At 72.9% G+C, this 24354-nt stretch carries 18 protein-coding genes; 9 read left to right on the forward strand and 9 right to left on the reverse strand.

Annotation, left to right across the window (positions count from 1 at the left end):
- Positions 1-187 precede the first annotated feature (187 nt).
- Both AC3ET4_RS08855 and glgB read left to right on the forward strand, forming a co-directional pair.
- Positions 188-1657: a maltokinase N-terminal cap-like domain-containing protein gene (locus tag AC3ET4_RS08855; protein ID WP_431947753.1), complete on the forward strand. Its 1470-nt coding sequence runs from the start codon at positions 188-190 to the stop codon at positions 1655-1657.
- A gap of 36 nt (positions 1658-1693) precedes the next feature.
- Positions 1694-4306 (forward strand): 1,4-alpha-glucan branching enzyme, encoded by a 2613-nt coding sequence (gene glgB / locus AC3ET4_RS08860; RefSeq protein WP_431947755.1) that lies wholly within the window; start codon positions 1694-1696, stop codon positions 4304-4306.
- Positions 4307-4409: 103 nt separating this feature from the next.
- Here glgB and AC3ET4_RS08865 read toward each other — a convergent pair whose 3' ends face one another.
- Together AC3ET4_RS08865 and AC3ET4_RS08870 are read right to left on the reverse strand one after the other, a co-directional pair.
- Positions 4410-5189 carry a metallophosphoesterase family protein gene (locus AC3ET4_RS08865; RefSeq protein WP_431947757.1) on the reverse strand — a complete coding sequence of 260 codons (780 nt, stop codon included), beginning with the start codon at positions 5187-5189 and terminating at the stop codon, positions 4410-4412.
- A 476-nt stretch (positions 5190-5665) separates the two neighbouring features.
- Positions 5666-7039, reverse strand: coding sequence for a cation:dicarboxylate symporter family transporter (locus AC3ET4_RS08870; protein ID WP_431947914.1), 1374 nt, complete (start codon positions 7037-7039; stop codon positions 5666-5668).
- Between the two features lie 142 nt (positions 7040-7181).
- Between AC3ET4_RS08870 and AC3ET4_RS08875 the strand changes: the two genes are divergently transcribed.
- On the forward strand, positions 7182-8816 hold the full coding sequence (locus AC3ET4_RS08875) for a sensor histidine kinase (RefSeq protein ID WP_431947759.1): 1635 nt from the start codon (positions 7182-7184) through the stop codon (positions 8814-8816).
- Positions 8813-9496: a response regulator gene (locus tag AC3ET4_RS08880; protein WP_431947761.1), complete on the forward strand. Its 684-nt coding sequence runs from the start codon at positions 8813-8815 to the stop codon at positions 9494-9496. The genes AC3ET4_RS08875 and AC3ET4_RS08880 overlap by 4 nt, the downstream gene beginning before the upstream one ends.
- Positions 9497-9534: 38 nt before the next feature.
- On the opposite strand, the gene AC3ET4_RS08885 is transcribed toward AC3ET4_RS08880, so the two are convergent.
- Entirely contained in the window at positions 9535-10560 is a 1026-nt protein-coding gene (locus AC3ET4_RS08885) for an ATP-dependent 6-phosphofructokinase (protein WP_431947763.1), read from the reverse strand.
- Positions 10561-10719: 159 nt separating this feature from the next.
- Here AC3ET4_RS08885 and pta point away from each other — a divergent pair, with 159 nt between their 5' ends.
- From pta to pyk, 3 genes are all read left to right on the forward strand, one after another.
- The gene (pta, locus tag AC3ET4_RS08890) at positions 10720-12798 is read left to right on the forward strand and encodes a phosphate acetyltransferase (protein ID WP_431947765.1); all 2079 of its coding nucleotides are present in this window, start codon (positions 10720-10722) and stop codon (positions 12796-12798) included.
- A 23-nt stretch (positions 12799-12821) separates the two neighbouring features.
- A complete protein-coding gene (locus AC3ET4_RS08895) occupies positions 12822-13973 on the forward strand; it encodes an acetate kinase (RefSeq protein ID WP_431947767.1) in 1152 nt (383 codons plus the stop codon).
- Positions 13974-14082: 109 nt separating this feature from the next.
- Positions 14083-15507 (forward strand): pyruvate kinase, encoded by a 1425-nt coding sequence (pyk, locus tag AC3ET4_RS08900; RefSeq protein ID WP_431947769.1) that lies wholly within the window; start codon positions 14083-14085, stop codon positions 15505-15507.
- 133 nt (positions 15508-15640) lie between these two features.
- Here pyk and AC3ET4_RS08905 read toward each other — a convergent pair whose 3' ends face one another.
- From AC3ET4_RS08905 to AC3ET4_RS08920, 4 genes are all read right to left on the reverse strand, one after another.
- On the reverse strand, positions 15641-16975 hold the full coding sequence (locus AC3ET4_RS08905; protein WP_431947771.1) for a hydrogenase expression protein HypF: 1335 nt from the start codon (positions 16973-16975) through the stop codon (positions 15641-15643).
- A complete protein-coding gene (locus AC3ET4_RS08910; RefSeq protein ID WP_431947773.1) occupies positions 16965-17585 on the reverse strand; it encodes a DUF6114 domain-containing protein in 621 nt (206 codons plus the stop codon). Before AC3ET4_RS08910 ends, AC3ET4_RS08905 begins: the two co-directional genes overlap by 11 nt.
- A 92-nt stretch (positions 17586-17677) precedes the next feature.
- Positions 17678-18307 (reverse strand): DUF6230 family protein, encoded by a 630-nt coding sequence (locus AC3ET4_RS08915; RefSeq protein ID WP_431947775.1) that lies wholly within the window; start codon positions 18305-18307, stop codon positions 17678-17680.
- A 620-nt stretch (positions 18308-18927) separates the two neighbouring features.
- Positions 18928-19890, reverse strand: coding sequence for a tetratricopeptide repeat protein (locus AC3ET4_RS08920; RefSeq protein WP_431947777.1), 963 nt, complete (start codon positions 19888-19890; stop codon positions 18928-18930).
- Between the two features lie 194 nt (positions 19891-20084).
- On the opposite strand from AC3ET4_RS08920, the gene AC3ET4_RS08925 reads away from it, so the two are divergent.
- Together AC3ET4_RS08925 and AC3ET4_RS08930 are read left to right on the forward strand one after the other, a co-directional pair.
- A complete protein-coding gene (locus AC3ET4_RS08925; RefSeq protein ID WP_431947779.1) occupies positions 20085-20702 on the forward strand; it encodes a TetR/AcrR family transcriptional regulator in 618 nt (205 codons plus the stop codon).
- A 228-nt stretch (positions 20703-20930) separates the two neighbouring features.
- Positions 20931-22073 (forward strand): DUF3103 family protein, encoded by a 1143-nt coding sequence (locus tag AC3ET4_RS08930; protein ID WP_431947781.1) that lies wholly within the window; start codon positions 20931-20933, stop codon positions 22071-22073.
- Positions 22074-22158: 85 nt separating this feature from the next.
- Here the strand turns inward: AC3ET4_RS08930 and icmA are convergent, their stop codons facing one another.
- Together icmA and AC3ET4_RS08940 are read right to left on the reverse strand one after the other, a co-directional pair.
- Positions 22159-23859, reverse strand: coding sequence for a coenzyme B12-dependent isobutyryl-CoA mutase large subunit (icmA, locus tag AC3ET4_RS08935; RefSeq protein ID WP_431947783.1), 1701 nt, complete (start codon positions 23857-23859; stop codon positions 22159-22161).
- A 149-nt stretch (positions 23860-24008) separates the two neighbouring features.
- Positions 24009-24344 carry a DUF3817 domain-containing protein gene (locus AC3ET4_RS08940; protein WP_431947785.1) on the reverse strand — a complete coding sequence of 112 codons (336 nt, stop codon included), beginning with the start codon at positions 24342-24344 and terminating at the stop codon, positions 24009-24011.
- Positions 24345-24354: the final 10 nt, after the last annotated feature.

The raw sequence follows: 24354 nt of genomic DNA on the forward strand, positions 1-24354 counted from the left end.
CTCCCCCTGCCGGATCCAGCGTCATATCGGATGCTGTACGGGCCCTTGTCCCTCGCACGCCACGTACGCCAATTGCTCCACCGGCTCGGATGATATTCGTCCGACACGTCCCACTCGTCGGACCATCGCCCCAGCGCGCCCCTTCACTTAGGGAACCAGCAGGCCCGGCACCCGAGGAAAGGACGTCATGTCGGACACCTCGTGGCTTCGCACCTCCGCAGTCCGGTCGGGGACCACCGTGCCCCCCGCGCCTGGTCTGCTCCCCGCGCTCGTCCCGATGCTGCGCGAGTGGCTGCCCCGGCAGCGGTGGTTCGCCGGGAAGGGACGGCCGATCAGCGGCTTCGGGCTGGTCTCGGCCACCGAGCTGCTGCCGGCCGACGGGCGGCTCGGCGCCCCCGGTCTCCTTCATCTGCTGCTCGACGTCCACCACGACGCGCGGGAGGGGGCGTCCGGCGCCGGGCACCGGCTCGGGCAGGGGCAGCCGACCGACACCTACCAGCTGCTGCTCGGCACCCGGGCGCTGCTGCCACCCGCGCTGGCGCCCGCCCTCGTCGGTCACGCCGTCGGCGGGCCCCTGGACGGCCTGACCATCTACGAGGCCCTGCACGACCCGCGCCTGACGTCCCTGCTGCTGGAGCGGCTGCGCGCCCCCGGCCGCACCGGGCACCTGCGTTTCGGCTCCGAGCCGGGCGCGGCGATCCCGGCGGGGCTGGCACCACGGCTGTCCACCGCCGAGCAGTCCAACAGCTCGGTCATCTACGGCGACACCTTCATCCTCAAGCTGTTCCGGCGCGTCGCCCCGGGTCCCAACCCCGACCTGGAGCTCTCCCTGGCCCTGGCGCGGGCCGGCTCGCGGCGCGTCGCGGCGCCCGCCGCCTGGTTCGAGGCGCTCGGCCTGTACGACGAACCCGCCACGCTCGGCGTGCTGCAGCGCTTCCTGCCCGGTTCTGCCGGCGCGTGGGAACTCGCCCTGCAGGCCGTGGAGGACGGCAGCGACTTCTCCGGCGAGGCGCACGCGCTGGGACGCGCCACCGCCGAGGTCCATCTGGCGCTGGCGCGCGCCCTGCCGACGAGCACCCTGCGGCGTCCGCAGATCGAACTGCTCGCCGCCGCCATGGCCGCACGCCTGGACGCCGCCGCGGCGGCGGTGCCCGCTCTGCGGCCGTACCGCGCGGCGCTGCGGGCCGCCTTCGACGACCTCGCCGCGCTCGGCGCGCGCGGCACGGTGCTGGCCGCGCAGCGCGTGCACGGCGACCTCCACCTCGGGCAGGCGCTGCGCACCCGTCCCGGGGGGTGGGTGCTGATCGACTTCGAGGGCGAGCCGGCCCGGCCGCTGCCCGAACGCCGCCGTGCCGCTCCCCCGGTGCAGGACGTCGCCGGGATGCTGCGCTCCTTCGACTACGCCGCCCGGCACCACGACCCGTCCGCCGCCGAAGCGCCCGAGTGGGCGCGGACGCAGCGCGCCGCCTTCTGCGCGGGCTACGCGGAGGCCGCCGGGACCGATCCACGGGACGAGCCCGTCGTGATACGGGCCTTCGAGACCGACAAGGCCGTCTACGAAGTGCTCTACGAGGCCAGGCACCGGCCCGCCTGGCTCTCCATCCCCATGGCCGCGGTGCGCCGCCTCGCGCAGCCCCCGCACGGCCGCACCCCCTGACCGGGCATCCCGCGCCCATCCGAGGAGGACCTGATCGTGACCGATCGCCAGCCGTTCCCCGACGCCATCCCCGGCCCGGGCGGAAAGGGGAGTGCCCGCGCCGCACGTTCCGAACACGGCAGCGGGTCCGAGGGCTCGGCTCCCCCGCCGCCCCCCGTCGACCCGCTGATCCCCCCGGCCCCGGCCGCCGGGGCGCGCGGGGCCGCCGGCGCGAAGCGCGCACGCGGGGGCACGTCCGAAGGCGCCAAGCCCGGGGCCACGGGCGCCCGGCCGCCCGCGAAGCGCCCGCAGCCGGACCCCACCGGCTCCTCCGAGGCCGCCGCACGCGGCTACGACAGCACCGGGCGCGGACGGCGGCCGGCTTCCGGCGCCGCTCCGCGTCCCGCGCCGGAAGCCGGCCGGCAGGCACCGCCGCCCGCGCCCGGGGTCGCGGTCGCCGCGGGCCCCGCGGCCGGCGATGTTCCGCCGGCCCCCGGGCTCGACCCGGGCGAGCGCCGGCGCCTGCTGGACGGCTCCCACCACGACCCGCACGCCCTGCTCGGCGTCCATCGCGTGACGGACGGCCTGGCCTTCCGCGCGCTGCGGCCCTACGCGCGCAGCGTGGCCGTCGTCACCGCCGACGGGGCCCGCACGGCGCTGCACCACGAGGGCGACGGGCTGTTCAGCGGCGTGCTGCCGCTGACGGAGGTCCCCGAGTACCGGCTGGCCGTCGCCTACGACGGCGACGAGCGCGAGGTGCACGACCCCTACCGCTTCCTGCCCGCCCTCGGCGAGCTCGACCTGCACCTGATCGCCGAGGGACGGCACGAGCAGCTGTGGCGGGCGCTGGGCGCCGAGCCGATGACCCACCAGGGGGTCGCCGGCACCCGCTTCACCGTGTGGGCGCCCAACGCCCGCGGGGTGCGGGTGGTCGGCGACTTCACCTGCTGGGACGGCACCGCCTTCCCGATGCGCTCGCTGGGCTCGTCCGGCGTCTGGGAGCTGTTCCTGCCCGAGGTCGGCGAGGGGCAGCGCTACAAGTTCGAGGTCTGCGGCGCGGACGGCGGACGGCGGCTCAAGGCCGATCCGATGGCCCGCCGCACCGAGGAACCGCCGGCCACCGCCTCGATCGTCACCGTCTCCCGCCACGAGTGGCGGGACGCCGACTGGATGGCCTCGCGCGGGCGGCTGCCGGTGCACGAGGCCCCCTTCTCGGTGTACGAGGTGCACCTCGCCTCGTGGCGGCCGGGGCTGTCCTACCGCGAACTGGCCGAGCAGCTCCCCGCGTACGTGCGCGATCTGGGCTTCACGCATGTGGAGCTGATGCCGGTCGCCGAGCACCCCTTCGGCGGCTCCTGGGGCTACCAGGTCACCTCGTACTACGCCCCGACCGCCCGGATGGGCACCCCGGACGACTTCCGGTACCTGGTGGACGCGCTGCACCGGGCGGGCATCGGCGTGATCATGGACTGGGTGCCGGCCCACTTCCCCAAGGACGACTGGGCGCTGGCGGGCTTCGACGGCACCAACCTCTACGAACACCCCTGGCGCGGCGAACATCCCGACTGGGGAACCCTGGAGTTCGACTTCGGCCGCACGGAGGTCCGCAACTTCCTGGTGGCCAACGCGGTCTACTGGTGCGAGGAGTTCCACATCGACGGACTGCGGGTGGACGCCGTCGCCTCGATGCTCTACCTCGACTACTCGCGCGAGGACGGCGAGTGGGCGCCGAACGTCCACGGCGGCCGCGAGGACCTCGACGCCGTCGCCTTCCTGCAGGAGATGAACGCGACGGTCTACCGGCGCTGCCCCGGCGTCGTCACCATCGCCGAGGAGTCCACCGCCTGGGACGGCGTCACCCGGCCCACCCACCACGTCGGCCCGACCGGCTTCGGCGGGCTGGGCTTCGGTCTGAAGTGGAACATGGGCTGGATGCACGACTCGCTGGAGTACATCAAGCACGAGCCGGTGCACCGCAAGTACCACCACAACGAGATGACCTTCTCGATGGTGTACGCCTACAGCGAGAACTACGTCCTGCCGATCTCGCACGACGAGGTCGTCCACGGCAAGGACGCGCTGGTGGCCAAGATGCCCGGCGACTGGTGGCAGCAGCGCGCCAACCACCGCGCGTACCTCGGATTCATGTGGGCACATCCGGGCAAGCAACTGCTCTTCATGGGGCAGGAGTTCGCGCAGGGCGCCGAATGGCACCACGAACACGGGCCGGACTGGTGGCTGCTGGACGAGACGTACTCCGCGGCGGGCGACCACTGCGGCGTACGGGACCTCGTCCGGGACCTCAACACCCTGTACCGGGCCACGCCGCCGCTGTGGCAGCGCGACACCACCCCGGACGGCTTCTCCTGGCTCGACGGCGGCGCGGCCGAGGACAACGTCTTCTCCTTAATCCGCATGGACGCCGGGGGCGACCCTCTGGTCGCGGTCAGCAACTTCTCGCCGGTCGTCCGGCACGGCTACCGGATCGGCGTGCCGGACGGGGTGGAGGCGCTGCGGGAGGTGCTCAACACCGACGCCGCGGGCTACGGCGGGAGCGACGTCACCAACCCCGAGCCGCTGAAGTCCGAGCCGGTCCCCTGGAACGGCCGCGGCCAGAGCGTGCAGCTCACCCTGCCGCCGCTGGCCACCGTCTGGCTGCGGCCCGCCTGACCGGACGCCGTCCCGGGCCGCCGGGTGCGGCCCGCCCGCGCCCCTCGGGTGCGGGCGGGCCCGCCCGTGTCACGGCGGGACGAGACCTCGCCCCGCGTCGGCGTCAGCCGCCGCCGCGCGCGTGCTCCGGCGCGGGCCGCCCGTCGCGCGGCCCCCACGCCTCGATCACGGCCTCCGCCGGATGGCAGCCGAGGACGTACTCCCGCACCCACGGCGCGGCGCCGTCGAAACCCGACTCCGCGACGATCCGGGCGGCCGCCGCCTCACGGTCGTAGACCGTGCGCCGCAACTGGACGCCGCCCGCGCCCAGGAGTGCCCAGTGGGCGCCGCCGCGGCCGTACGGCATGCCCACGCTTCCTGGGTTGACGACGAGCCGGCCGTGGACGATCCGCGCGTACGGCATGTGCGTGTGCCCGCAGACCACGGTCTCCACCTCCGGGGCGACGCCGGACATCACCTCGGCCCAGCGTTCGGCACGGGAGTCGACGAGCACGATCTCCTCGTCGTCGCGCGGGGTCGCGTGGCAGAACAGCGTCCGGCCCGGGCCGTCGACCTCCAGCTCCAGGGTGTCCGGGAGCCCGGCCAGCAGCGCCGCCTGGTCCTCGCTGAGCCGCCGCGCCGCCCAGTCCGACTCGGGGTACCCGGTCGCGGCGCCCGTACGGCGGTGCTCGACCAGTTCCCGGTCCGCGTTGCCGCGGATCCACAGGGCGCGCCCGCCGAGGGCGCGCAGCGCGTCGAGAGTGGGCGCCGGCATCGGCCCTGCCGCGTGGTCCCCGGTGAGGACCACCCGATCGGCGGCGCGGACGTCGGGCTCGGCGAGCACGGCCTCCAGGGCGGGCAGATTGCCGTGGACGTCGGACAGGACCGCGACTCGTCTCAGCACACCCCTCACTCTGCCCGCCTCCGGGGCATGTTGCGCCGGGCGTTCGCCGAGGGCGTGACGGCCGGACCACCGAGGGCGTGACGGCCGGACCACCGAGGGCGCCCGCGGGGAGCGCGAGTTCGGCCGGACGCCCTGTACCGGCTGGGTACGGCAGGACGTGTACCTCCGGGAGCGCGTCCAGGTGCAGTCCGCGCCGGCCGTCGCGGCCTGGGCGCAGCTGCGCCGGTACAGCCCGCCACGGCCGCCGCGCGTACCGGATGGCGGCGGACGAACCGGAGCTTGTGCGGGTGCGGTCGGCGTCGCTGGACCTGGACGACCCGCATGCCGAGGCCTGCGGCCCCGGCTCACCCGGGACGCGGAGGACGCGGTGTCATGGGAGCACACCACCTGGCGGGCGCGGCGCGAGATGCGCGCGGGAGCACACCAAGGGTCCCGCCGGGCGGAGGGGATCCGCCCGACGGGATGGTGACGGATGGTCAGGCCGTCGCCACCGGCTCCTTGCCGGATGCCGCCGGAGCGGCGGGCTCGGTGGCGGCGCCGTGGCCGTGGTCGATGAGCGTGGTCTCGTCGAAGGGCAGCTCGCCGGCGAAGACGCGCTGGGCCTGCTCGCGGTCGAACTCCTTGGTCCAGGTGCCGATCAGCACCGTGGCGACGGCGTTGCCCGCGAAGTTGGTGACCGCGCGCGCCTCGCTCATGAAGCGGTCGATGCCGACGATGAGGCCGACGCCGTCGACCAGGGCCGGCTTGTGCGACTGGAGCGCCCCGGCCAGGGTCGCCAGGCCCGCGCCGGTGACGCCGGCGGCGCCCTTGGAGGCGACCATCATGAACAGCAGCAGGGTGATCTGCTGGCCGATGGCGAGCGGCTGGCCCATCGCGTCGGCGATGAACAGCGAGGCCATGGTCAGGTAGATCATGGTGCCGTCGAGGTTGAAGGAGTAGCCGGTCGGCACGGTGATGCCGACGACCGGGCGGCTGACGCCCAGGTGCTCCATCTTGGCGATGAGGCGGGGCAGCGCCGACTCCGAGGAGGAGGTGGAGACGATCAGCAGGAACTCCCGGCCGAGGTACTTCAGGAGCTGGAAGAGGCTGATCCCGGCGATGAAGCGGAGCATCAGGCCGAGGACGACCACGACGAAGATCAGGCAGGTGACGTAGAAGCCCAGCATGATCGTGGCGAGGGCCTTCAGGGCGTCCACGCCGGCCGAGCCGACGACCGCCGCGATCGCGCCGAAGGCGCCGATCGGAGCCGCCCACATGATCATCGACAGCACGCGGAAAACCAGCTTCTGGATGTGGCCGATGCCGCGCAGGACCGGCTCGCCCGCCGTGCCCAGGGCCTGCAGGCCGAAGCCGACCAGCAGCGCGACCAGCAGGGTCTGCAGCACCTGGCCCTCGGTGAAGGCGGAGACAAGGGTGACCGGGATGATGCTCAGCAGGAAGTCCGGCAGGGTCTCGGCCGGGGCGTCCTTGGCCTGCGCCTGCCCCACGTCCTTGAGCGCGTCGGTCAGGTGCAGTCCGTCGCCGGGTTGGAGGATGTTGCCGACCACCAGGCCGATGGCGAGGGCGACGAAGGACATCACCACGAAGTAGCCGAGGGCGAGGCCGCCGACCCTGCCGACCTTGGCGGCCTTGCGGACCGACCCCACGCCGAGCACGATCGTGCAGAAGATGATCGGCGAGATCATCATCTTGATCAGGTTCACGAAGCCGGTGCCGATGGGCTTCAGTTCGACGGCCGCGTCGGGCGCCACCATCCCGAGCACGGCGCCGGCGATCGCGGCGACGAGCACCGCGATGTACAGGAAGTGGGTGCGGTCTCTGCGACCCTGGGTACGGCTCTGTACCGGCACTGACACCTTCGTCTCCTCGGTCCATCCGGACGCCGTCCCAGGACGCCCGCGATCGGATAGGTCCCGGTGACTATGCGCCGTGCCGTGAGCCAGGTCACGTTTGCGTTCATTGTGTTCGCGGCACCTGTGCACACTGGTGGGCATGCCGCTTCCGACCCGCTTCCGCCGCCCCCGGCCGCGCCGCCGCGCGCACAGCCTGGCCGGCCAGTTGTTCGCGATGCAGGTGGTCATCGTGGCCATGGTGGTCGCGGGCATCGCGGCGCTCGTCTACGCGGGCACCGCCGCCCGCGCGCGGGACGCCGCGCGGGACCGGGTCACGGCCGCGGCGCGGGCGGTGGCCGACGCGCCCTCGGTCGCGGCGGCGATCCGCGGCGCTGACCCCACCGCCGCGCTCCAGCCGTACGCGGAGCAGGTCCGGCGGGACGCCGGGGTGTCCTTCGTGACCATCATGAGCCGGGACGGCATCCGCTGGACGCACCCCGAGACCGCCCAGATAGGCCACCGCTTCCTCGGCCACATAGAACGCGCCCAGCACGGCGAGACCTTCACCGAGACCTACACCGGCACGCTGGGCGCGTCCGTGCGCGTGGTCACCCCCGTCCTCGACGACGGCCGGATCGTCGGCCTGGTCAGCGTCGGCATCACGGTGGAGACCATCACCGGTCAGGTGCGCGACCAACTGGTGGTGGTCATCGGGATAGCCGCGGCGGCCCTGGTGGTCGGCGGCCTCGGCACCTACCTCGCCAACGCCCGGCTGCGGCGGCACACGCACGGCATGGCCGCGGACGAGCTGAGCCGTATGTACGACTACCACCAGGCGACCCTGCACGCGGTGCGCGAGGGCCTGATCCTGCTGGACGCGGCCCGCAGGGTCGCGCTGTGCAACGACGCCGCCCGCGAACTGCTGGGCCTGCCCGGCAACGTGGTCGGCTCGTACGTCGCCGGCCTCGGGCTGCCCGCCTCGCTGACCGGCGCGCTGCTGGCGGCCGAGCCGCGGGTGGACGAGGTGCACCTGACCGCGGAGCGGGTGGTGGTCGTCAACACCTCGCCGGTGAGCGGCGGGGAGCGCCGCGGCACCGTGGTGACCCTGCGGGACCACACGGACCTGCAGTCGCTCACCGGTGAGCTGGACTCCGTGCGCGGCTTCGCCGAGGCGCTGCGCTCTCAGGCCCACGAGGCCTCCAACCGGCTGCACGCGGTCGTCTCGCTCATCGAACTCGGCCGGGTGGAGGACGCGGTGGAGTTCGCCACCGCCGAACTGCAGCTCGCCCAGGCGCTGACCGACAGCGTGGTGGCGGCGGTGGCGGAACCGGTGCTGGCCGCGCTGCTGCTGGGCAAGGCTGCCGAGGCGAACGAGCGCGGCGTGGAGCTGACGGTCACCGAGGACAGCCGTATCGACGACGGCGTGCTGCCTGCCGCACTGACCTCCCGGGATCTCGTCACCCTGCTGGGCAACCTGATCGACAACGCCCTGGACGCCGCCATCGAGGGGGCCGCGCTGACGACCGCGCGCCCGCACGTCGAGGTCACCGCCCGGGCCGACGACGGCGAGTTGCTGCTGCGGGTCACCGACAGCGGGCGCGGGGTGGACCCGGCGGTGGTGCGCGAGGTCTTCCGGCGCGGCTGGACGACCAAGAGCCACGGGCACGGCCTCGGGCTCGCGCTCGTCGCGCAGACCGCCCGGCGTGCGGGCGGCGCCGTGGACCTGGACCGGGCGGTGGGCGGCGGCGCCTCCTTCACCGTACGGTTGCCGCTGCACAGGGAGGTACCGACATGATCAAGGTGCTGGTCGTCGAGGACGACCCGGTGGCCGCGGACGCCCACCGGCTGTACGTCGAGCGGCTGCCGGGGTTCACGGTCGCGGCGGTCGCCCACTCCGGGAGCGCCGCCCTGCGCGCGCTGGACCGGCACCAGGTGGACCTGGTCCTGCTCGATCTCAACCTGCCCGACGGGCACGGGCTGCAGGTCGTGCGCACGCTGCGGGCGGCCGGGCACACCGCCGACGTGGTGGCGGTGACCTCGGCCCGGGATCTTGGCGTGGTGCGGCAGGCCGTCTCGGTCGGGGTGGTGCAGTACCTGCTGAAGCCCTTCACCTTTCCCACGCTTCGCGACCGGCTGCAGCGCTGGGCGCGCTATCGCGACGGGCTCGCCGGCGGCGAGGCCTCCGGGCAGGACGAGGTGGACCGCGCCCTGGCGGCCCTGCGCGGCCCGGAGGGCTCGGTGCTGCCCAAGGGCCTCAGCGCCCCCACCCTGGAGGCGGTGACGGCGGCGCTGCGCGAGGCGGAGCGGGGCCTGTCGGCGAACGCGGCGGCCCAGGCCGTCGGCGTCTCCCGGATCACGGCCCGCCGCTACCTGGAGCACCTGGTGGAGACCGGCCGCGCGGTCCGCGCCCCGCAGTACGGCCAGGTCGGCAGGCCCGAACTCACCTACCGCTGGGCGCCGCAGCACCGCGCCTGAACCGTCCGCGCACACGGCCCCGTCGAGGCGACGGCCCGTCAGAAGACCACGGCCGCCTCCTCCATCCGGTCCTCGGGCACCCGCTTGAGCACCATCACCGCGTCGGCGAGCGGCACCAGTTCCACCGCGGTGCCGCGCAGCGCCGTCATGCACCCGAAGGCGCCCTTGTGCGCGGCCTCCACGGCGTGCCACCCGAAGCGGGTGGCCAGCACGCGGTCGTACGCCGTGGGCACCCCGCCGCGCTGGACGTGCCCGAGGATGACCGGGCGGGCCTCCTTGCCCAGGCGCTGCTCCAGCTCGACGGCGAGCCGCGCGCCGATGCCGGCGAAGCGCTCGTGGCCGTAGGCGTCGATCTCGCCGTGGGCGTACGGCATCGTGCCCTCGGCGGGGTGCGCGCCCTCGGCCACGCAGATGACGGCGAACTTCTTGCCACGGGCGAAGCGCTCCTCGACCATGGCGACGAGGTCGGCGGGGTCGAAGGGCCGCTCCGGCAGGCAGATGCCGTGCGCGCCGCCGGCCATGCCGGACTCCAGGGCGATCCAGCCGGCGTGCCGGCCCATGACCTCGACGACCATCACCCGCTGGTGTGACTCGGCGGTGGTCTTCAGGCGGTCGATCGCCTCGGTGGCGACGGTGACGGCGGTGTCGAAGCCGAAGGTGCGGTCGGTGGCGGAGATGTCGTTGTCGATGGTCTTGGGCACGCCGACCACCGGCATGCCGGCGTCGGCGAGCAGTCGGGCCGCGGTCAGCGTGCCCTCGCCGCCGATGGGGATGAGCACGTCCAGTCCGTAGCCGGAGCACAGGGTGCGCCAGTTGTCGGCGGCCTCGTGGAGGCGGGCGCGTTCCAGGCGGGAGGAGCCCAGAATGGTGCCGCCCCGGGCGAGGATGCCGCTGACGGAGTTGAGGTCGAGCGCGCGGTAGTGGCCCTCCAGCAGACCCCGGAAGCCGTCCTCGAAGCCGATGACCTCGTCGCCGTGGCAGCTCACCGCGCGGTGGGTCACCGAGCGGATCACGGCGTTGAGTCCCGGGCAGTCGCCGCCGGCGGTGAGGACTCCGATGCGCATGGCGCTCCACGCTCCCTCCGGTCGCGTGTACGGTCGCCTGTTCGCATCGTAGGTCCGCACCGGACCCGCCGCGCGTCATACGCACACCGAACGGTAATGTCAAGAGATGTCCGCCACCCGACTGGGGTGGATCACGCCGGGCAGAAACGGAGAGAGCGCGTGACGCGCAGCGTGTACGTAACCGGTATCGGCAGGGGGGACGGCCGCCAGGTCGTCGAGCTGGGCGTGATGGAACTGCTGTCCCGGCAGGTGGACCGGGTCGGGGTGTTCCGGCCCCTCGTCCACGACACGCCCGACCGGATGTTCGAGCTGCTGCGCAGCCGCTACCGGCTCACCCAGGACCCGGCGACCGCCTACGGGCTGAGCTACGAGGAGGCGGCCGCGCTCCAGGCCGAGCAGGGCCGGGACGCCCTCATCGCGGGCCTGGTGGACCGCTACCACCTGGTGGCCGCGGAATTCCCCACCGTGCTCGTCCTCGGCTCGGACTTCCACGAGACCAACCTCCCCGGCGAGCTCGGCATCAACGCCCGGCTGGCGAACGAGTTCGGCGCCTCGGTGATCCCGGTGATCGGCGGCCGCGACCAGAGCGCCGAGTCGGTCGTGGACGAGGTCCGCAACGCGCACCTGTCGTACAGCGGGCTGGGCTGCGACATCGTCGCCATGGTCGCCAACCGGGTGCCCCCGCAGGTGCTGGAGGAGACCGCGCAGCGGTTGCGCCGGCGGCTGCCGGTGCCCGCGTACGTGCTGCCCGACGAGCCGGCCCTGTCGGCTCCCACGGTCGCCCAGGTCGTCGAGGCGCTCCACGCCGAGGTGCTGCTCGGCGACCACGGCGGCCTGTCCCGGGACGTGATGAACTTCGTCTTCGGCGGCGCGATGCTGCCGAGGTTCATCCAGGCGCTGACGCCGGGCTGCATGGTGATCACCCCCGGCGACCGGGCGGACCTGATCATCGGCTCGCTGGCCGCGCACTCCGCCGGCGCACCGCCCATCGCCGGCATCCTGCTCACCCTGGACGAGGTGCCCGGCCCGGAGATCATGGCCCTGGCGGCCCGGCTGGCCCCCGGCACGCCGGTGCTGTCGGTGCCCGGCGGCAGCTTCCCGACCGCCGCCGAGCTCTTCGCCCTGGAGGCCCGGCTGGGCGCGGCCACCCCCCGCAAGGCGGAGACCGCGCTCGGGCTCTTCGAGAAGCACGTGGACGGCGGTGAGCTGACCGAGCGGCTGTCGGTGGTCCGCGGCGAGCGCGTCACCCCGATGATGTTCGAGCACGAGCTGATCGAACGCGCCCGCTCGGCCCGCCGCCGGGTCGTCCTCCCCGAGGGGGCGGAGGAGCGCATCCTGCACGCGGCCGAGGTCCTGCTGCGCCGGGACGTCTGCGACATCGTCCTGCTCGGCGACGAGGACGCCATCCGCAAGCGGGCCGGCGAGCTCGGCGTCAACCTCGACGTGCCCGGCTGCACCCTGACCGATCCCCAGACCTCGCCGCTGCGCGAGAGCTTCGCCGAGCTCTACGCGCGGTTGCGCGCCCACCGGGGCGTCAGCTACGAGCTGGCGTACGACGTCGTGGCCGACGTCTCCTACTTCGGGACGCTGATGGTGGAGCAGGGACTGGCCGACGGCATGGTCTCCGGCGCCGTCCACTCCACCGCGGCGACGATCCGGCCGGCCTTCGAGATCATCAAGACCTCCCCGGGCGCCTCCATCGTCAGCTCGGTCTTCTTCATGTGCCTGGCCGACCGGGTGCTGGTGTACGGCGACTGCGCGGTCAACCCGGACCCGGACGCCGAGCAGCTGGCCGACATCGCGATCCAGTCCGCCGAGACCGCCGCCCAGTTCGGGGTGCAGCCGCGGGTGGCGATGCTGTCGTACTCCACCGGCACCTCCGGCTCGGGCGCCGACGTGGACAAGGTGCGCCGGGCCACCGAACTCGTCCGGCAGCGGCGCCCGGACCTGCTGGTGGAGGGCCCGATCCAGTACGACGCGGCGGTCGACGCGAAGGTCGCGGCCACCAAGCTGCCGGACTCGGAGGTCGCCGGGAACGCCACCGTGCTGATCTTCCCGGACCTCAACACCGGCAACAACACCTACAAGGCGGTGCAGCGTTCGGCGGGCGCGGTGGCCGTCGGCCCCGTGCTGCAGGGCCTGCGCAAGCCCGTCAACGACCTGTCGCGCGGCGCGCTGGTCCAGGACATCGTCAACACCGTCGCCATCACCGCCATCCAGGCCCAGGGCGAGCGGTGACCGGCCACACCAGGGAAGGCACCGTGACCGCTACCCGCGTCCTCGTCCTCAACTCCGGCTCCTCGTCGGTGAAGTACCAGCTCCTGGACATGGCCGACGGCAGTCGGCCGGCGGCCGGGACCGTCGAGCGGATCGGCGAGCCGGGCGGGGTCGCGGACCACGCCGAGGCGCTGAAGGCCGTCGCGGCCGAACTCGCCGACCGCGGCCTCGGCCTGGACTCCCCCGAACTGGCCGCGGTGGGCCACCGGGTCGTGCACGGCGGCACGCGCTTCACCGAGCCGACGCTGATCGACGACGAGGTGCTCGCCGCCGTCGAGGCGCTGGTGCCGCTGGCCCCGCTCCACAACCCCGCGAACATCACCGGCATCCGGGTCGCCCGCGACCTGCGCCCGGACCTGCCCCAGGTCGCCGTCTTCGACACCGCCTTCCACTCCACCGTCCCCGAACACGCCTACCGCTACGCGATCGACCGGGAGACCGCCGACGCCCACCAGGTGCGCCGCTACGGCTTCCACGGCACCTCGCACGCCTACGTCTCCCGCGCCACCGCGCGGCTGCTCGGCAAGGACCCCGCCGAGGTCAACGTCATCGTCCTGCACCTGGGCAACGGCGCCTCGGCCTCCGCCGTGCGCGGCGGGCAGTGCGTGGAGACCTCGATGGGGCTCACCCCGCTGGAGGGGCTGGTGATGGGAACTCGTTCGGGGGACCTGGACCCCGCGGTGGTCTTCCACCTGGCCCGTGTCGGCGGGATGGCGGTCGACGAGATCGACGCCCTGCTCAACAAGCGCTCGGGCCTGCTGGGCCTGTGCGGTGACAACGACATGCGGGAGATCGCCCGCAGGATGGCCGAGGGCGACGCCGCCGCGCAGCTCGCCTTCGACGTCTACGTCCACCGGCTGCGCAAGTACGTCGGCGCCTACACGGCCGTGCTGGGCCGGGTCGACGCGATCGCCTTCACGGCCGGCGTCGGCGAGAACTCCGCCGCGGTGCGGGCCGCCGCCATGAGCGGCCTGGAGGGCCTGGGCGTCGAGCTGGACCCGGTGCGCAACGCGGTGCGCGGCAGCGCGGCCCGTGTGGTGTCGGCCGCGGGCAGCCGGGTCACGGTGGCGGTCGTCCCCACCGACGAGGAGTGGGAGATCGCACAGCAGGCGTACGCGCTGGTGACCGGCCGGTGACACATGGGAGCCACCCGAAGGCTCTACTCTATGCCCGCCGTCCGCACCGTCCATGCCTCCCCCGCACGGGAAAATTCCGGAGCGGAACAAACCCGATAGGATCGTCCTCATGCGCCGAGCGAAAATCGTCTGCACCCTGGGTCCCGCCGTCGACTCCTACGACCAGCTGAAGACGCTGGCCGAGGCCGGTATGAACGTGGCCCGTTTCAACTTCAGCCACGGCAGCCACGCCGAGCACGAGGAGCGCTACCGGCGGGTGCGCAAGGTCTCCGAGGAGACCGGACGTGCCATCGGCGTGCTGGCCGACCTCCAGGGCCCCAAGATCCGCCTGGAGACCTTCGCGGACGGTCCCGTGGAGCTGGTCGCCGGTGACGAGTTCGTCATCACCACCGAGGACGTCCCCGGTGACAAGACCATCTGCGGCACCACCTACAAGGGCCTGCCCTCCGACGTCCGCGCCGGGGACCCCGTCCTGATCAACGACGGCAACGTCGCGCTGCGCGTGATCGAGGTCGAGGGCCAGCGGGTCCGCTGCCTGGTCGTCGAGGGCGGCGTCATCTCCGACCACAAGGGCATCAACCTGCCCGGTGCCGCGGTCAACGTGCCCGCCCTGTCCGAGAAGGACATCGAGGACCTGCGCTTCGCGCTGCGCATGGGCGTCGACATGGTGGCGCTCTCCTTCGTCCGCGACGCCAAGGACGTCCGTGACGTCCACCGCGTCATGGACGAGGTCGGCCGGCGCGTGCCGGTCATCGCCAAGGTCGAGAAGCCGCAGGCGGTCGACAACATGGAGGACGTCGTCGCCGCCTTCGACGGCGTCATGGTGGCCCGCGGCGACCTGGCGGTGGAGTACCCGCTGGAGAAGGTCCCGATGGTGCAGAAGCGGCTGATCGAGCTCTGCCGCCGCAACGCCAAGCCGGTGATCGTCGCGACCCAGATGATGGAGTCGATGATCACCAACTCCCGTCCGACCCGCGCCGAGGCCTCCGACGTCGCCAACGCGATCCTGGACGGCACGGACGCGGTCATGCTCTCCGCCGAGTCCAGCGTCGGCAAGTACCCGATCGAGACCGTGAAGACGATGTCGCGGATCATCGAGGCGGCCGAGGTCGAGCTGCTCAAGCAGGGCCTGTGGCCGCTCAACGGCCGCAAGCCGCGCACTCAGGGCGGCGCCGTCGCCCGGGCCGCCGCCGAGCTCGCGGACTACCTGGACGCCAAGACCCTGGTCGCCTTCACCAAGTCCGGCGACACCGCCCGCCGGCTGGCCCGCTACCGCGTGCCGCAGCCGGTGGTGGCGTACACGCCCGACGAGTCGACCCGCAACATGCTGGCGCTCACCTGGGGCGTGCAGACCACCGTCGTCCCGCACGTGAACACCACCGACGAGATGGTGGAGATCGTCAACCAGGAGATGCTGAAGCTCAGCGACTACACCGAGGGCGACACCGTGATCATCACGGCCGGCTCCCCGCCCGGTGTCACCGGCACCACCAACCTGGTGCGGGTCCACCACCTCGGTCACCGCGCGGTCTGACCGGCCGCCGGACCGCCCGGCGCACGCGAGACGGCGGAGGGCGCCTCCCCTCACGGGGACGGCGCCCTCCGCCGTTTCGCGGGTGCGGGTGCGGGTAAGGTCAAGGGCTCAGGCAGGGCGGGGCGGTCCCCGCTCAGTCCGCGGTGTTGTACACGTGCATGCCGGGGATCGTCAGCGTGCCGCCGAACTGCCCGGCCTGCCGCACCGTGACGTTGCTGAAGAACGCGGCCGGCACGTCGACCGGGGGCGGGGTGTCCGGGGTGAACAGGATCGGGATGAGCCCGAAGAGGTTGCCCTCCAGCGACTCGGTGTACATCGTCACCGTGCCGTCCCGGATCGTCGAGGTGCTGCCCTTGCGGGCGTCCACGTGGCCGACGGTGCCGTTCGGGCCGATGACCTCCTGCCGCAGGTCCTTGATGTCCACGCCGGTGGCGGTGAACTTCAGGACCTTCTTGACCTTCCCGCTCCAGGTCTTGACCTCGACGATGCCGTGGTAGCGGAGCCCGGTCAGGGTCAGCAGGCTGCTGCGCAGGATCCACGGCTCGTCCGGCAGCAGCGACGGCGTCTCCTGGAAGGCGGCGTCCGCCAGGGCCTGCGCGTCGTGGGTCGGGCACGGGAACGGGCTCCTGCCGTCCTCCGGCGCGTCCGCGGGGTTCCGCGCAGGGCGCAGGGGCTGCGCGGCCTTCCCGGCGGTCTGCGCGACTTCTCCGGCGTCCTGCGCGGCCTTCCCGGCGGTCGAAGCGAGTTTCCCGCCCGTCTCCGGCACCGGCTTCCCCGCTGCGGCGGTGGTGTTCCCCGCCTCCTCAAGGACGGTGCCCGTTGCGGCGCCCGGCGAGGAGGCGGCCGACACCGCGTCCGGGGCGGGCGTCGTGGCCGGCGAGGGGGCCTCGTCGGACCCCGTGCTCCTCTTGCCGAGGCCCAGCAGGTCGCCGAGCGCGTCGTCGATCCCCAACGGGTCCAGCAGGTCGTGCTGGTCGGCCGCCGACGGCGAGGCGGACGGGGACGGCGCCGTCGCCCCCGGGCCGCCGGAGGAACCGCCACCGCCGGAAGAACCGCCTCCGCCGGCCTCGCCCTTGCCGCCGCTCCCTCCATCGGCGGAGCCCGAGGAGGGGCCGTGCGACGAGGCTCCCCCGGTCGGCGTCGGGGTCGTGGCGCCGCCGCTCGACGGTGTACCGACCGGCGGCGTGGTCGGCGTCGCGGCGTGCGACGGCTCGTCGGGCTGCTCGACGCACTTCGTGCCCGAGAACGGGTTCCTCGGCAGTTCGTCGGCGGAGGCCAGCCGCGGGGTCAGGCCCATGCCCATCAGGACCGCCGTCGGCATCGCGGCCAGGGCTATCGCCTTGCCCGCGGGCATCTGCAACTTGGTCAGCAGCGACTTCCTCGGCGCCGCGTGCCGCGGGCCCGTCCTGCCACGGGCGCCGCTGCCCGCGGCGGCCCCGGAAGCCGGCTCGACCTCATCACCCCGCACTGTGCCTCCCGTTCGCGTCTACGGTCTCGGCGGCGTCCGCCGGACGCCGCGGGGCGGTCCCCTCCTGACCCTCGGCCGGGTCGGCGGCGGCCGCCGGGTACGCGCCGTGGGCCGCCGCGTACGGGGAACCGGGCGGCGGCGCCTGGCCGGTGCCGCCGTCGTCGCCCTTGCCGCTGCCGGGCAGTTCCGCCGGGTCCGCGCCGCCGTCGGCGGGCGGTACGCCTGGGGCCCAGGAGAGGGCGAGGGCACCGCCGATAAGACCCAGCAGGAAACCCATCACGAAGCCGCCGAAGTTGGAGACGACCAGCGACACCAGCGCCAGCAGGATCGACGCGACGCCCGCGAAGAACCGCACCGCCGCCTGGAACCACATGGTCAGGCCGAGCACGACCAGCAGCACGCCGATGATCAGCGAGCCGGACCCGGCCGTGGTGGCCATGGTCAGGCTCAGCGCGCCGAGTGAGAGATGGGCGTACGGGAAGTACGCGATGGGCAGTCCGGCCAGCAGCGTCAGCAGGCCCGCCCAGAACGGCCGCTGCCCGCGCCATACGCGGAAGCGGTACCGCCACGAGCCGAACCGGCCCCTCAGTCCGTATGTCTCGGCGCTCATGGAAAACAGCTCCCTGGGACTGGCGTTCTGAAAAGAGTCGAGGAGGAGGAAAGGTGAGGGGCATCCCGTGCCCCCCACCCCCTCCGGTCAGGCTAGAAGCACTCGTACTTCTTGCCCGAGCCCATCTTCACCGACATGCTCAGCCCGCTGAGCTTGAAGGTGCCCGCGCTGGTGGCCCACGCGGTCTGCTCCACACCGGTGAGGTGGGCCGATCGGGCCTCCTGCGCGAAGGAACCGAGATCGGTCCTCTCCTTGTCACCGGCCGCGACCCCGGGGCCGTATGTGGTGTCACCGGCCGCGACACCGATGTTGATGTCCTTGAACTCCGCGTCGGCGTTCAGCTGGTCGAGGTCGATGTAGAGGTTCTTCGCCTCGACCTTCTTGCCGCCGTTGCCGGCACCGAGCTTCAGCGTGACGTCGCCGATCGGCGTCGGCACGACCACGGACTGGCACAGACCGGTGATCGTGGCCCTGTCGAACGCGGACACCGCGACCGGGATCGGCTTGCCGCCGTGCTGGATGTCGAGGGCTCCGTACTGGACGAAGCCGTGGCCGTCCAGGTCCTCGGCCTTGACCTTGAACTGCTGGCCCGACACGCTGAACGACGCGGCGAGCGCACCCTGTCCCAGGGCCACGCCTATCGCCGCGGCGGCCGCGACGCTGGGCACCATGACGACGGCGAACCGCCTCCATCTGGTACCGCCGCGGATGAGCGACTCCATGACTTTCCTCCTTCTCGGACGTACATCTCCGGCCGGAATCGTGGGGATAGCGGCGGGATGGGAGAAGTGCTACGTCCTCGGGAAGGAGAGCGCCGTATCGGCGGCCGTCACGCGGGAAAGAGCGGACGACACTGTCCGAGACATCGGCGATCACCCCCGAGCGACAACCACAACGGCCACGCTCTCGCGCAACCTGCTGGACAGGCCCTGCCGGCTGGCAGAGACCCCCCTGTCCCCGGGCCGCGGCCACTGCTGGCACAGCTTCGGCGTCCCGGCCCGGTGGGGACCCGCTCACGATCGGACGACTGGATGCCGACTGCTCGACGGCGGACCGGGCTTGGCCGATCGTGGTGCATTCGGGGCCGCTGCACAAGGGGCGTCGTTACTAGCGGGTAACGGCACGATCACCCGGACGGCATGGTCTAGACCATGGCCGTCACCCTGCGTAGTTGCGATAGGGCTGTGAAATTCGCCCATTGAATGCCAGACCGGGACAGACCCCCATCCCGCACTTACCGCAAGTAACAGCGGCCGCGCTTCATCAAGATTTGGTAAAGCGCGGCCGGTCGTTCAATCGGCTCGAAACGGCTTTCGAGGCGCGGTCAGCTTACGCGACCTTGTCAGAACAACACGCGCGCGAGGGCCGCGCGCGCGGCCGCCACCCGCGGGTCGTCTGCCCCGATCACCTCGAACAGCTCCAGCAGCCGCAGCCGAGCGGTGTCCCGGTCCTCGCCCGCGGTGCGCCGCACGGTGTCCACGAGGCGGCCGAAGGCGTCCTCGACATGCCCGCCGACCAGGTCGAGGTCGGCCACGGCAAGCTGCGCCGCCACGTCCGCCGGGGCGTCGGCCGCGGCCTTGCGGACGGCCTGCCCGTCGACGCCCTCCACCCGGCGCAGCAACTCGGCCTGCGCCAGGCCCAGCTTGGCCTCGGCGTTGGCCGGATCGTCCGACAGGACGTTGCGGTACGCCTGGATCGCACCGCCGAGGTCGCCCCGGTCCAGCGCGTCGTGCGCCGCAGACAGCGCGATCTCGCGCGGGGTGGGCGGCCGCTCCTCGGCGACCGGCGCCTCCGCGCCCTCCTCGACCGGCACACCCGTGATGCCGAACCGCTGCTCCGCCACGGCGACCAGCTGGTCCAGCACCTCGCGGATCTGCTCCTCGGGAGCGGCGCCCTGGAAGAGCGGCATGGCCTGGCCGGCCAGCACCGCGAACACCGCCGGAATGCCCTGCACCCCGAACTGCTGCACCAGCAGCTGGTTCGCGTAGACGTCGATCTTCGCTACGACGACCCGGCCCGCGTAGGAGCCGGCGAGCCGCTCCAGCGTCTCCTGCAACTGCACGCTCGCGTCCGCGCGGTCGGTCCAGAAGTGGACGACGACCGGGACCTCGGCGGAACGCTGCAGGACATCGTTCTCGAAGGTGGCCTCGGTGACCTCGGTCACCAGGGCGACGGGGCTGGCGGGCGCTCCCCCGTGGCGGGCGGCTTCCGCGCGGGCCTGGTCGGCCTTCGCCTTGGCCTCCGCGGCCGCCTTCACCGCGGCGAGGTCGACCACGCCGCTCATGGACATGTTCCGTGGCTGCATGAGACCAATCCTCCCCCCTCGTCGCGGTTCCCGGGGAATCGCCCCCCGAAAGCACCACCTACGGTGCGGAACGCTGACGCGGCCCCCGGCGCGAGGCCTGCCCTCTTCCGCGCTCGGTGGCCCACGAGTTTCGATACGACGCGTAGCGTAACCGGGGGGTCGCGCCCGGCGCAACGGGGATAGGGTGCCCAGCCATGTGCGCGCGCCCCACGGGCAGAAGGACCGGCCGCCCCCGCAGTGCGGAGGCCGACCGGGCGATCCTGGACGCCGCGCGGCAGTCGCTGGTCGAGCTCGGCTGGGGCCGGCTCACCATGGGCGACGTCGCGGCCCGCGCGGGCGTCGCCAAGACCACCCTCTACCGGCGCTGGGCGAACAAGAGCGAACTCGTCGTGGACGCTGTCGCCGTGCTCTTCGACGAACTCGACCTGCCCGACCGCGGCAGCCTGCGCTCCGACGTCGAGGGCATGGTCCTGCGGTTCGCGGCCCTGCTGGAGCAGCCCGCCGCCAGGACGGCGCTCATGGCGGTGGTCGCCGAGGCCACCCGCGACGAGGCGCTGCGGCGCAGGATCCGGCAGGCGGTCGTCGACCGGCAGAAGCGGCTGGTCGCCGAGGGCCGCCGGCGGGCCCAGGCGCGCGGGGAGATCCCGCCGGACGACGGCGACCCCGCACCGCAGGTCGACCTGGTCTTCGACGTCATCGCGGGGGCCGTGGTGCACCGCGCGCTCGTCAGTTGCGAACCGGTGGACGGCGACTGGGCGGCGCGCTTCACCGGCCTGCTGCTGGGCGGCCTCGGGGCGGGCGCGCCTACCTAGTCCCAGGGCGGGCGCGCCGACCCAGGGGTCGCCGGGCGTCCGCCCGGTCCTCACCGGGGAAAGCCGCTCCACCCCTTGCCCGCATGGCATGTCACCGTCATGCTTACCGACGGGTCATCTACTCGCATAGACAACCCGGCGGCCACGCATGGCCGTTGCCCGGTCTTCCCCTCGTTCCACCCTGTATGCGCACCGGTTGAACGCTCGCCCCCAGGAGGATCGATCCCCGTGAGACACCCTCACCCCGCCCGGCGCGGCGTCATCGCCACCGTCGCCGCCTCGTTGATCTGCCTGACGGCCGCCCAGAGCGCCACCGCGCTCCCGGCGCCCGCCGCCCCGCGCGCCCATGCCCCGTCCTCCGCCGTCACCGTGGCCGAGGACCAGGCGGCGCGCGCCATCGCCGGCTCCCTTTCCGACGCATCCTGGAGCGCCCGCGTCCGCGACGCGGCGCTCGCCTCGGACGAGGTGGCCGTCACCGACCTCGCCGGCCCCGGGCTGCGGCCGGTGCTCGCCGACGCCGACCGGCGGATCGCCGCCGCCAAGGGCCTGGGCGCCGACGTCGGCTCCCTGCTGCGGCTGCGCCTCGGCGACGAATCGATGCGCGGCGCGCTGGCCTCCGGCGTCACCCCGTGGGTGGCCGCGGCCGCTTCCGACGAGGACGCAAGCGCCGTCACCGCCTACGACAGCCTGGGCCGGGCCCACCGCCTCGACGCGCGTACCGCGCCCACCCGTCCGGTGTACGTCGTCGACATCGACGGCTCCAAGGCGCTGGCCGCGGGTCTGGACGTGCTCCGCGGAGAGCTCGACCGCCAGGGCCTGGCCTCCTCCGCTCCGTCCGCCCCGCGCTCCGCTGCCCCGTCGTCGATGGCTGCCGCCGCGGCCGGCTTCTGGACCACGCGCGTCACCCAGGTCCGGCTCTCCGACGACGAGGAGCCGTGGGTCAAGGGGGACGCGGAGATCTACACCCTCGTCACGGGCTTCGGCCAGGACGGCCTCGTGCGGGTCGATCCCGTCGACATGCCGTACCTGGACAACGACGGAACGACCTACAGCCCGAACCAGATCCTGGTCAACTGGTCGCTGTACAAGTACGACCTCGCCGACGCCGTGATGATGGAGGACGACGGCAGCACCAACTACCGCGAACTGGCCAAGGCCATCGCCGGGGTCCTGCTGACCATCGCCGACCAGGGCGTCTACGTCCCGCTGGTGAACGCCGTCCTGGACGCCGTCCCGGACGACTGGTGGACCGACGACCCGGACTACGTCGACTCCTGGTACACGCTGGCGCGGAGCGACAACGGCACCCGCTACGGCGCCCGCGGCAACGGCTGGATGACCCTGCAGCCTTACTTCGTCGAGCAGTTCTGACCCGGGGGTGCCCGGAGGGCACCCCCGGCGCACCGCGGGGCCCGGTGGGAACAGCACCTGATTCCCCCGGGCCCCGCGTCCGTCGTCAGAAGCGTGCGGGCTCGGTGTAGCTGCCCCACTCCTCGCGCAGGGCGCCGCAGATCTCGCCGAGGGTGGCCTCGGCGCGGACCGCCTCCAGCATCGGCTCGATCATGTTGCCGCCGTCCCGGGCGGCCGTCAGCATCGCGTCCAGCGCCTTGCGGACGGCCGCGTCGTCGCGCTCGGCCCTGCGGCCGGCGAGCACGCGCACCTGCTCGCGCTCGACCTCGTGGCTGACCCGGAGGATCTCCAGGTCACCCGTCACTGACCCCGTGTGGCAGTTGACGCCGACGACCTTCTTGTCGCCCTTCTCCAAGGCGCGCTGGTACTCGAAGGCGGCCTCGGCGATCTGGCCGGTGAAGTAGCCGTCCTCGATGCCGCGCAGGATGCCGGAGGTCATCGGGCCGACCGGGTGCCTGCCGTCCGGGACCGCGCGGGCGCCGAGCTCCTTGATCTTGTCGAAGATCTTCTCCGCGTCCGCCTCGATGCGGTCGGTCAGCGCCTCGACGTACCAGGAGCCGCCCAGCGGGTCGGCCACGTTGGCGACACCCGTCTCCTCCATCAGCACCTGCTGCGTCCGCAACGCGATCTCCGCCGCCTGGGCGCTGGGCAGCGCCAATGTCTCGTCCAGCGCGTTGGTGTGCAGCGAGTTGGTGCCGCCGAGCACCGCGGCCAGGGCCTCCACAGCGGTGCGCACGACGTTGTTGTACGGCTGCTGGGCGGTCAGCGAGACGCCCGCGGTCTGGGTGTGGAAGCGCAGCCACTGCGCCTTGTCGGTCTTCGCGCCGTAGACGTCGCGCATCCAGCGGGCCCAGATCCGGCGCGCCGCGCGGAACTTGGCGATCTCCTCGAAGAAGTCGAGGTGCGCGTCGAAGAAGAAGGACAGCCCCGGTGCGAAGGTGTCGACGTCCAGCCCGCGCGACAGCCCCAGCTCCACGTAGCCGAAGCCGTCGGCGAGGGTGTAGGCGAGCTCCTGCGCGGCCGTGGAGCCGGCCTCGCGGATGTGGTAACCGGAGACCGACAGCGGCTTGTACGCGGGGATGCCCGCCGCGCAGTGCTCCATCAGGTCGCCGATCAGGCGCAGGTGCGGCTCCGGGGCGAAGAGCCACTCCTTCTGCGCGATGTACTCCTTGAAGATGTCGGTCTGCAGGGTGCCGTTGAGCACCGAGGGGTCGACGCCCTGGCGCTCGGCGGCCACCAGGTACATGCAGAAGACCGGCACCGCGGGTCCGGAGATCGTCATGGAGGTGGTGACCTCGCCGAGCGGGATGTCCTTGAAGAGGACCTCCATGTCGGCGGCCGAGTCGATGGCGACACCGCAGTGGCCGACCTCGCCGAGCGAGCGGGGGTCGTCGGAGTCGCGGCCCATCAGGGTGGGCATGTCGAAGGCGACGGACAGGCCGCCGCCGCCCGCCTCCAGGATCATCTTGTAGCGCTCGTTGGTCTGCTCGGCGTTGCCGAAGCCCGCGAACTGGCGGATCGTCCACGTACGGCCCCGGTAACCGGTCGGGTGCAGACCGCGCGTGAAGGGATACTCACCCGGCCAGCCGATGCGCTCGAAGCCGGGCACGCCGGCACCCGCGGGCGGGCCGTAGACCGGCTCGACCGGGTCGCCGGACAGCGTGCTGAAGTCGGCCACGCGCTTGCGGGCGGCGTCATAGCGCGCCTGCCAGCGGCTGCGCCCCTCCTCGATGGCTGCAGCGTCCATGCCCTGTCTCCGCCTCTCTCGCCGACCGGGCGCACCCCCGCAGCACGAGGACGGCCCCTACAGGGCAAAAATACTTGGACGTCCTAGTACTTGTCGACGGCGAATCTCCCTCCCCCGGGGGGAAGGGAGAAAGGCGCAGGTCAAGGGGCTCAGACCTTGACGGGTTCACCCGAGGGGACCACCAGCGGGGCGACCTCGCGGCTCACCTTGCGCTCGACGAAGAACGCGGCGGTGGGGATCGTCCCGGCCAGCAGCACCCAGGCCAGCTTGCCGAGCGGCCACTTCGCCTTGGAGCCCAGGTCGAAGGCGAAGACCAGGTACACGACGTACAGCCAGCCGTGGGCGATGCTGACGACCTTGGTGAAGCCCGCGGCGCCGTCGATCTCCAGCACGTACTTGGCGATGACGCCGATGGTCAGCAGCACCAGCAGCACACCCGTCACATAGGCGAGGGCGCGGTACCGGGTCAGAACACTCTGCTTCATGCGGACGAGC

It is taken from the genome of Actinacidiphila sp. bgisy167 (genome assembly GCF_057707665.1).